Origin of the sequence: Jatrophihabitans lederbergiae (assembly GCF_031845305.1) — a bacterium.
Taxonomy (GTDB): Bacteria; Actinomycetota; Actinomycetes; order Mycobacteriales; family Jatrophihabitantaceae; genus Jatrophihabitans_A; species Jatrophihabitans_A lederbergiae.
In genome coordinates this window covers 1-9642 of record NZ_JAVREH010000087.1, presented here as the reverse complement: position 1 = coordinate 9642, position 9642 = coordinate 1, and the positions used below count along the sequence as shown (strand labels likewise).

Here is a 9642-nt window from a genome sequence, read left to right as displayed (position 1 = left end):
ATACAACTCGACAGCGTCGCGGCGAAACTCCTCGGAGTAGTTCTTCCTCGCCATGAGTGGATCATCTCGCTTCCACCCCACCGAAGCAGGGATTGAGCGTGTCCACTACTCGGGGTCAGGTCCCAACCACGCAACCCCGGCCTGTGCAGGATGGAGTTTCAAGCGTATGACCGAGATGCAGTTACTACAGATGGACCCGTCATCGTTGCTGGTCGACTTCAACGTCCGCACCGATGCGGCGCTGGGCAAAGAGTTCCTGGCCAGCGTCCGTGAGTACGGCGTGCTGGTGCCGATCGTTGCCGTGCGCAGCGAGCAGGGTGTCCGGGTCCGCTACGGGCACCGGCGCACCCTGGCGGCTGTGCAGGCCGGGCACGCCACGGTGCCGGTGTATGTGACGGGGGAGGACGACGCCGACGACGCGGCGCGGATCGTGCGCCAGTGGGCAGAGAACGAGCACCGCTCCGGGTTGTCCACCAGTAACAAGGTCGCCGCCGTCGAGCAGCTCAGCCTGCTCGGCCTGTCGGCAGCCCAGATCGTGCGCCAGACCCGCTCCCGCAAGGCCGACGTCGACCAGGCCCTCGCCGCCGCCGGATCCGCGCTGGCCAAGGGAGCCACCGAACGCTACGACTTCCTGACCCTGGACCAGGCGGCCGCCGTCGCAGAGTCCGAGCCGGAGACGGTCAAGGCGTTGGTCGCTGCGGCAAAGAAGTCGCGGGGCTCGTTCGACCACCTGGCCCAGCGGGTGCGCGATGAACGCGACCGGGCCCGCGAGCTGGCCGAGGCGCAGACGAAGCTGACCGGCGCCGGTGTGCGCCTGGTCGAGCAGCCGTCCTACGGTGATAAGTCCAGCAAGCGGCTGGCCGAGCTGGTGGCCGACGCGCAGGGCAGCGGCATCACCCCGGCCAAGCACAAGAACTGTCCCGGCCATGCCGCCTACGTGCACCGCACGTGGTCCGGGCGGTGCGAGACGGTGTACGTCTGCACCGACTGGAAGGCCAACGGCCACCGGCCCAGTGACGGTGCTGCGGTACCGGCGGCCGCGCTCACCCCGGCCGAGCGGGAGCAGGCCAGCGCCGAGCGTCGGCAGGTCCGCGAGAACAACAGCGCCTGGCGCAGCGCAGAGACCGTGCGCCGGTCCTGGCTGCGGACCTTCCTGGCCCGCAAGACGCCGCCGAAGGGCTCGGCCGCGTTCGTCGCGGTCGAACTGGCGCACAGCCCGCATGAGCTGAGCCAGGCCACCCAGTGGGCGGGCAATCAGATGCTGTGCGAACTGCTCGGCCTGAAAGGCACACCCGCGCTGCAAGCCGCCGCTGAGAAGGCCAGCGAGGGCCGGGCGCAGGTCCTTACGCTGGGGTTCGTGCTGGCCGCGTACGAGGCCAGAACCGGAACCCACACGTGGCGCTCGAACAACGGGGGCGCGGGCCGGTACTTCGCGTTCCTGGCCGCTCAGGGCTATGAACTGTCCGACGTCGAGCGGCTGTGCCTGCCCTGGCCGGCTACGCGCTCACCCCGGACCAGCGCGGCCAAGTCCACCGCGCCGGCAGTGTCGCAGCAGTCGGCCGGCCAGGCCGAGGTGAGCGAGGCCAGCGACGCCGACCTGGTGGCCTCATGAGCGCCCCGGCCGATCCCGCGACCCGCTACGGGCTGACCGATGCCGGGTGGGCGGCGCTGGCGGTGGACGAGGCGATCCAGGCCGCGCTGGACGCCGAGGCCCTGGACGCGATAGCCGCCTTGCTCCGCTCGTCACCGCGCGAGGATGGCCAGCTATTGGACCGGATCGCCGAACACGTCGCGGCCAGCCGCCGCCATATCAGGGCCAAGCGGATCGAATAACGCCAGGTTGTTCCTGAGCGGGTCACCGGCTGCGATCACGTCAGCCAGGATGAGGGCCAGCGCCGATGACGAACTGTCGGCGCTGGCCCTCATCGCGTGCTGGATCGCGCGGGCCTGGCCGACCGGGCCGCGCACATCGACCAGCCCGGGCCGTGACCCGCGTGCCCGGCCCCGCCACGCGGCGTCTTGCATGTTGCGGGTCTGGGTACCGGCGATCACGTGCGCCTGGTCCACCCGGCAGCAGATACGCACCTCGCACTGGTGCATCAGCGTGGCCGAGCGGGCCAGCGGCCCGGACTGCTGCTCGTAGAGGTAGCGCTGCGGGGTGACCGCGCGCGAGCGTTCACCGTCGCGCAGGTAGAACCGGCCGTAGCCGTCGGGGCTGGACACCGCGCCCATCCATATCCAGCAGGTCGAGGTCCGCGCGACCCGCGCCAGCAGTCGCCCTGTCGCCTCGGTGCTGATCGGTACCGGCACACCGTGACTGCGGCTCATGACCTACTCGACCTAACGCTCCTCGCCCCTCGGACTCAGCCCGCCATCGCAGCGGCGGGCGCGCCCTCCGAGGTCTGCTCGGCCGACTTATTCCGAGCCGATCGCGCGGGTAGCTCGCCCGGCTTCACGCCGAGCATCTGCGCGACCTCGGCGCGCGGCACCAGCTCCAGCAACTTCAGCGTGGCTTGGTCAGCTAACGCTTTCTGCTCGTCCGCCTGGGCGCGAAGATCACCGGCGCGGGTCAGCGCCGAGGCAGCTTCCACAGCCAGGCCGCGGATCGTGTTCATGCGGGCGTTGAGTATGTCATCGACCCGACGGGCCGCCGGATGCTCATTTCGCCGTGTCATGCCGAACACTGTAACGATCTGGAACCCGAAACCACGCAGGGCAGACACCTCAACCGACCAGTTGACGAGTCAACCAATACCCGAGGTACTTCCGACAGAAGAACTTCATGCCAGGTCAGATGCAGGCGCCTGATTCTTAAGATGGTGATTAGGACTAAGGTATCGTCACGCTGCGCGTGACGATACGGGCAGAACGGCCCCGGGCGGGCCGCTGGCGGGCGAACGACAGGAGGTGCACCGGTTGGGTGCCTCGGTCTCGATTATCGGCTCGGATGAGCAGGTGGAATACCGCCTGACCGGGCACACGGGCTGCGGCCATGACCACCAGCTCGACTACCGCCTGGATGCGCCGGAGCGGCCGATGCGCTGGATTGGTGAGGGCGTCGCGGCCCTCGGTCTGGAGGCTGGGAGAGCGTTAGACGCTGGGTCGTATGAGCAGGCCCGGGCGATGATGCGCGGAGTGCATCCGGTCTCGGGTGAGCAGCTGCTCGAGGCTAAGACCGAGATCGCGCCGGCCGGGAAGCTGGCTGCGGTGCCGCTGTATGACGCCGTGGTGAAGGCTGCGGCCGAGCGCGGTGTCGAGCCGGTGCAGCTGTTCCCCTCGGGTCGCCAACTGGCCGAGTGGGGCCGGTTGGAACGCGGCGTGGCCCGGCTCGGTGAGGGCTATCGGATCGCGGTCAAGCGGGTCGCCGGCGTGCTTGATGCTGCCGCTCTGAACCCGGACGTGGTCTACGGCGGCGATGTCTTCGACGCCGCGGCCGCGCATGCCGAGGACCGAGTTGTGGTCGGTAACCGCGGCTATGACGTGACGGTGACGCTGCCAAAGTCGTTCTCGGTGCTGTGGGCCTTCGCCGACGAGCAGAGCACCACTGAGCTGGAGGACGTGCTGGAACGGGCCGCGCTGGACACGCTCGGGCTGGCCGATGAGAGCGCCGGTGCGGCGCTGCGTGGTCACCATGGCGACGGTGCCAGTGCCCAGCGGAAGCAGGGTCAGGGCCTGTCCGGGTGGATGGTGGTGCACCGCACGGCCCGCCCGACCGTGGACGGGCGGGCCGGTGATCCGCACCTGCACGCGCACCTGAACATCGCGAACATGATCCAGACGAGCGACGGCAAGTGGTCCACGATCGGCGCCGGTGGCCGGGATCTGTTCAACCACGTCGCCGTGTACGGGGAGTTCATGACGGCCCGGGCGCGGGCTTTGACCGAGCAGTTGGGGTTGCGGTGGGCCCGGGATGCGGTGTCGGGCCAGTGGGAGGTCATTGGCATATCCCGGGAGCTCGTATCGACTTTCTCCAAGCGCGGCATGGACGTCACCGCCATGCTCGACAAGCTCGGCATCAGCCAGCCCAGCGTTGCTCAGCGCCGGGTCGCCAACGCGATGACCCGGGAGTCCAAAGGCGACACCGCGGCCCGGCCGGACGTCGTGCTGCGCGAACAGTGGCGCGCCGAAGCCGGCCAGGAGGGCCAGTCGGTGACCGGGCTGGTCCACACCGCCCGCGCCGCCGCCTCAGCCACTGCCCTGCCGGCGGTTCTGGACGTGCAGGCCGTAGCGGCCCGGCTGGTGGCCGGGGCGCGGCCGGAGCTGACCGCGACCGACCAATCCTTCACCCGCCGTGCGGTGCTGGCCGCGGTCGCGGCCGAGCACCCGGCCGGGGTGCAGGACACGGCCGAGCTGAACGCCCTGGCCGAGCAGATCCTGCACCACACCGGCACCGTCCGATTGCCGGACGCGACCTCGACGGCCACCCAATCCAATGCCGATCGCTACACCACCAGTGAGCTGATCGAGACCGAAGCGGACGTGTGCGCGCGGACCGCCGGCGGCTTGAACGCCGGCCGGGGCATCGTCGACCGTGACCTGGCCGCCGCCGCGGCCGCCGGCGTCGAGACCACTGGCGGGTTCGGTTTCTCGGCCGAGCAGCAGGCGGTATTCGACCGGCTGACCGGCGCCGGGCATGCCGTCGAGGCCGTGATCGGTGTCGCCGGCTCGGGCAAGACCACGCTCATGAACGCCACCCGGCAGGCGTGGGAAGCTTCGGGACTGGTCGTGGCCGGGGTGGCCACCGCGGCCGTGGCCGCGGAGAACCTGCGGGCCGAGGCCGGGATTGCGGCCAGCACCGTCACCCAGCTCCTGCACGATCAGGGCAGCGACGGCGAGGTCGACTTCGCCACCGCGCACCTGACCGCGGCCGAGCGCCTGGCCTCGGCCGGGGTCGGGGTGCTCGTGATCGACGAGGCCGGCATGCTCGGCACCCGCGAGTTCCGCTCGATCCTGCGCGGCGCCGAGCTGGCGGGGGTGAAGGTGGTCGCCATCGGCGATCCGAAGCAACTCGCCTCGCCCTCACCGGCCGGGTTCCTGCCGGCCGTGCACGGCCTCATCGACGGGCTCACCCTCGCCGAGAACCGCCGCCAGCGCAGCCCGCTGGATCGGGTTGCGGTCGCGTTGTGGCGCGACGCCGACTTCGCCGCGGCGCTGCGCACGTGGCAGCAGGCCGGCGACGTGGTGGCCACCCCGGACCGAGTCAGCGCCCTGGCCGGTGCCGTCGCGCACTGGCGGAGCCTGGCCGCCGGCTACACCGAGAAGTACCAGCGGGTGGCCGAAAACCTGCTGCTGGCCTCGAGCAACAGCGACGTCGCCGAGCTGAACCAGGCCGCCCGGATCATCGCCCGCAGCGGGGGTGAACTGACCGGAACCGACGTCACGTTCCGCCTGGCCGGCGGCGGTGTCGTCGCGTTCGCGGTCGGTGACGTGGTGATGACCCGCACCAACGACTACCGGGCCTGGAAGGGCGAAGGCGAGGCCGACGTCCTCAACGGCCGCCGCGGCTACGTCGAGTCGATCGACAAGAAAGCCAAGACCATCACGATCTCCTGGCGCGACTCGACGCAGGAGGTCCGCACCGCGGTCCTGACCGCTGACTACATCGCCGCCGGCGGCCTCGAGCACGGCTACGCCATGACCGTGCACAAAGCGCAGGGGCAAACGGCCGACCACGTGGCCGTACTGGGCGACGGCCTGGCCGCCCGCGCCGGCTACACCGGTCTGACCCGGCACCGGAACTCGATGCGGCTCTTCCTGCCCGGTGATCGCATGCTTCCGGCCAACCAGTTCAACGCCGAAGACCTGGCCGCCATGTCCCCCACTGAGCTGACTGACCGCGCGGTGAGCGCGCTGGTCGACAAAGCCCGGGCCGAGGATCTGGCCGGGCTGGTCAGTCACGAACTGATCGACCCCGACGGCGCCGTTGTCACCACAGACAGGCCGCTGCCGGCCGAGACGGCCGCCGCGCTGCAGAGGATCGCCGGACTGACAGCCCCGGCCCGAACCACCCGGCCGGAACCCGAACGCGAAGCGGAGTCTGCCCCGCAACCTGGCCCGAAACCCGCCGTAGCAGAGCCCGCCGAGCCGGTCGACCACGACACCGCGTCCGTCGGCGGTCCGCCGGCGACGACGCCGGCCGAGCTGCAGGAACCCCAGCTGCTGGCCGCGCTCACCGCGGCCCAGGAGTTCTACCAATCCCAGACCCCGGGCTCGTGGGTACCGGACTACCTCGCCGCCCGGGCGCTGCCAGACCTAGCGGCCGGTTACGCCCCGGCCGGCTGGAGCACCCTCACCGACCATCTGCGCGCCGCCGGGATCCACGACGAAACTCTGCTCGCGGCAGGCGTGGCGACCACGTCGAGCCGCGGCAACCTGATCGACGTCTACCGCGACCGGCTCGTCCTGCCGATCACCACCTCGGACGGTCAGGTCGTGTCCTTCACCGCCCGCGCGCACCCCGACACCAGCGACCCGCGGACCTCGAAGTACATCAACGGCCCGACCACAGCCGTCTACCGCAAGGCCGAACTGCCCTACGGTCTCAACCCGGACACCGTTGGCAAGCTGCAGGCCGGAGCCGACCTGGCCATCGTCGAAGGACCCTTCGACGCCGAAGCAGTCAACCAGGCCGCGGCCGAGCACAGTGTGGATCTCGTGGCGATCGCCACCGCCAGCACCGCCCTGACCGCCGGCCACCTCGACACCGTCGACCAGCTCGCACCGCTGGCCGAACGCGACGTCATCGCCGGCTTCGACCAGGACAGCGCCGGCCGTGCCGCCGCGGTCAAGGCCCACCGCCTCCTCGACGCCCGACCCCACGTCAACGCCCACGCCCTCGACCTTCCGGGCGGGACCGATCCCGCCCAGCTGCTCGCCGAGCAGGGCAGCGCCGCGGTGGCCGCCGCTCTCGCCGAGCGCCGGCCGCTGCTCGACGTCACCGTCGACCAGGTCGTGGCCCAGCACACCAGTGCCAGCACCGACAACACCCGCAGGAGCGACCAGCTCGCGGCCCTAGCCGCCGTGCTGCCCGTCGCCGTCTCCCGCCCGGACGGCACCCACCGGCCCATCGAGCACGTGGCCCGCCAGGCCGACCGGCTCGCCCAAGCGCTGACCGAGCTGCACCGCAGCACCGTCCTCAACGCCACCGTCACCGCGGCCGCCGGCGAGGAATGGCTCGACCGGTTCGACGACAACTCCTACGCCGATGGCACCGCCGCCGCGCTCTACCTCGGCTTGGCCGAGGATCGGCTACCGGTCCTGCGCACAGCTACGCCAGCCCCGGCCCCAGCGGAGGAAACTCCGGCCCCGCTGGCCAAGGTCGATCGGCGGACAACGCTCGACCGTCTCAACCGGATCCGCAGCACCCAGAAATCCAGCCGGGCACCCGCCGGCGCCGACCCGGAGCCTCGCGCCACTCGGGCCGATCGCCACCGGCCGCCCAAACCCATCGCCCCCGAGCCGACCGGGCGGAACCAGCCGAACCGTGACGTACCCCCGCCGGTCGACCGCAATCGGGATGACCGCAACCGCCGCCGAGACGATCCCGGCCTCGGCCGGTAACACCCCTTTTGATCTTTACGCCATGCGCCTGTTTGGGTCTGTGTCAAACTGCTCCGGCTTCACTGCGCGCATCGCGCCCGCGTGGCGTGGGGCCCATCAGCAGCATCAGCTGGCGGTGGCAGGGGATTTCGCAATGCTGTTCACGGTGTCTCCGACCGAGTTGGGGTGTTGGTGACGCTGTGGCGTGGCCAGGCCGGGACCTGCGGGGAATGATTGCGGTGCATGGAGCCGGCTACGGTTGAGGTGGGGGCGTGAGTAGCAGCGCTGCAGGATCGTGCGTGCGCTAAGCACGCGAAGCTGGTGAGGTCTCTGGAGCCCGTGGAGTCGCGCAGAGGTCAGAGTCGTCCGTCGATGAGGTCGTGGGCGCTGAATTGGTAGCGGCCGAGCAGGTTGATGTGCTGATGTCCGAGGGGCGATAGCGGGTTGATCCTGGTGAGATCGCCTATTCAACTGTCGTGGGTTCTGCGCGCAGTCCAGCCTGATGGTGACCGTTGGTGGTCTCCGGCGGCGTAGCGGCTCCAGGTGCCTCCGGCCTGCGATGCCAGCTTGGCGGTGGTGACCGGGTGGTAGCCAAGTGCATCTGCGACGACGGGTGCAGGCAACTCGAGCAAGTGTTGCCGGATCGCGGAGGTTCGGCCGGCGACGGTGGGGATGCCGAGGCCGTTGACCAGGGCCGCGAGCGACTGGGCGTGCATCGGCTGGCCGGCCCGGCGGCCGGGGAACAGCCAGCGTGAGTCGCGGTTGGTGGCGGTGTTCATGTTGTCGCGGTTGCCGATCCAGGCGAGCAGGAGATCGGCGACGGGTCCGGGGACCGGGGATGGTGGCTCGCCGAGCCGGAGCAGGACATGGTCGCCGTCGCGGATCACGTCGTCGATGGTGAGGCGGACGACGCGGCTCAGCGGTTGTGCGTAGAGCAGGACGATGGCGGCCGCGACCCGGGTCCGGAGCGGCAGGTCGTGGCCGGTCAACAGGCGGCCGAGCAGGTGCACGCGTTCGGGTTGCGGGAGTGGTGTCGCTTGGCGGATCACCGCGGCGGGTAGCCGAAATCGTCGGGTGAGCTTGTTGGCCGTGCACCACAGCAGGAAGGCCCGGACGGTGTTGCGGGCGTGTTCGTTGTGCTCGATGTGCCAAGCGTCGATGTCGGCCTGGCGGCAGGTGGCCAAGACGATGCCGCGCTCGCAGAGCCACCGCAGGAAGGCCGTGGCGTGCTTGACCTGCTCGCCGGCATGGCGGCCGCCCGGACGAGGTGATCGGCTTGATCTCCGCGCGACTGCGCAGTCGCGGCAGGACTTCCCAGGTGACGAAGCGGCGCACGAGTTGGGCGTGCTCGGGGTCGCTGAGGTCGGCGAGGTGGCCGACCAGCCACCGCTCGAAGGAACAGATCTGCTTGTCGACGACAGGGAGCACGCCGCAAGACATCAGCAGGTCTCGCAGGTGAGCGGCTGTCCGCCAGGGCTGCACGGTGTGGAAGGCCTCGTGGGTCAGTGCTATCTCACCACGGCCCAGGCGCCGCAGTAGATCGTCGGCGGAGCCGCTGCGGCTCTTGGCCGTTGACAGCCACGCCAGGCCGGAAAGTGGACTGTCCATTGCGAGCAGGGAATCGGCCAGCGGGACGAGCTGGGGACGGATCCGGCCGGACCCGTCGTCAAGAACCTCGCTCAGCCGGTCGGCGAAGGTGCAGCGGGTGCAGAGCCGGCCACCGTGCAGCTTGTCCTCGAAGCCGCAGCGGGTGCAGGCGAAAGACTGACTGAAGCCGGCGCAGGTGGTGCAGACCGCGGCTGCGTCGGCGGCACGACGACCCGGAAGCGCCCGTTCCTGGCCGCAGCCGGGGCAGGACCCTCGGGTCCGCACCGCGCGGTCAGAGCAGGTGCGGCAGACGTGCCCGTCCGGCCAGCTGCCGGCCTTATGGCGACGGCGCCCGCAGCGGCAGCACTCGGCCATGTACCAGCGTTCGTAGGGGTGCTGGGTTGGGTCGGACCGGGGCGCTCTGTCGTGATTGCTCACGGTGAGTTTCCCCGGTCCGCCCGCCGCACCCGGCGTGCGTGTCTCCACGCACCGGGCGCTCCATGTGCCTTTGCCGTT

Annotated in this window: 6 protein-coding genes; 3 read left to right on the top strand and 3 right to left on the bottom strand. The window is 70.4% G+C overall.

Translation table 11 applies throughout. The annotated features are described in order from the left end of the window. The first annotated feature begins 166 nt into the window (after positions 1 to 166). Both RM423_RS23415 and RM423_RS23410 read left to right on the top strand, forming a co-directional pair. Positions 167 to 1612, top strand: coding sequence for a ParB/RepB/Spo0J family partition protein (locus tag RM423_RS23415; RefSeq protein ID WP_311425459.1), 1446 nt, complete (start codon positions 167 to 169; stop codon positions 1610 to 1612). Next, a complete protein-coding gene (locus tag RM423_RS23410; RefSeq protein WP_311425458.1) occupies positions 1609 to 1833 on the top strand; it encodes a hypothetical protein in 225 nt (74 codons plus the stop codon). The genes RM423_RS23415 and RM423_RS23410 overlap by 4 nt, the downstream gene beginning before the upstream one ends. On the opposite strand, the gene RM423_RS23405 is transcribed toward RM423_RS23410, so the two are convergent. Further along, positions 1765 to 2328 carry a hypothetical protein gene (locus RM423_RS23405; RefSeq protein WP_311425457.1) on the bottom strand — a complete coding sequence of 188 codons (564 nt, stop codon included), beginning with the start codon at positions 2326 to 2328 and terminating at the stop codon, positions 1765 to 1767. The genes RM423_RS23410 and RM423_RS23405 overlap by 69 nt on opposite strands. Before the next feature lie 35 nt (positions 2329 to 2363). Beyond that, positions 2364 to 2675, bottom strand: coding sequence for a hypothetical protein (locus RM423_RS23400; RefSeq protein ID WP_311425456.1), 312 nt, complete (start codon positions 2673 to 2675; stop codon positions 2364 to 2366). Between the two features lie 241 nt (positions 2676 to 2916). On the opposite strand from RM423_RS23400, the gene mobF reads away from it, so the two are divergent. After that, positions 2917 to 7560, top strand: a complete 4644-nt coding sequence (gene mobF / locus RM423_RS23395) for a MobF family relaxase (RefSeq protein ID WP_311425455.1) — start codon at positions 2917 to 2919, stop codon at positions 7558 to 7560. A 446-nt stretch (positions 7561 to 8006) separates the two neighbouring features. On the opposite strand, the gene RM423_RS23390 is transcribed toward mobF, so the two are convergent. After that, the gene (locus tag RM423_RS23390; RefSeq protein ID WP_311425454.1) at positions 8007 to 8723 is read right to left on the bottom strand and encodes a hypothetical protein; all 717 of its coding nucleotides are present in this window, start codon (positions 8721 to 8723) and stop codon (positions 8007 to 8009) included. Between the last annotated feature and the right edge of the window lie 919 nt (positions 8724 to 9642).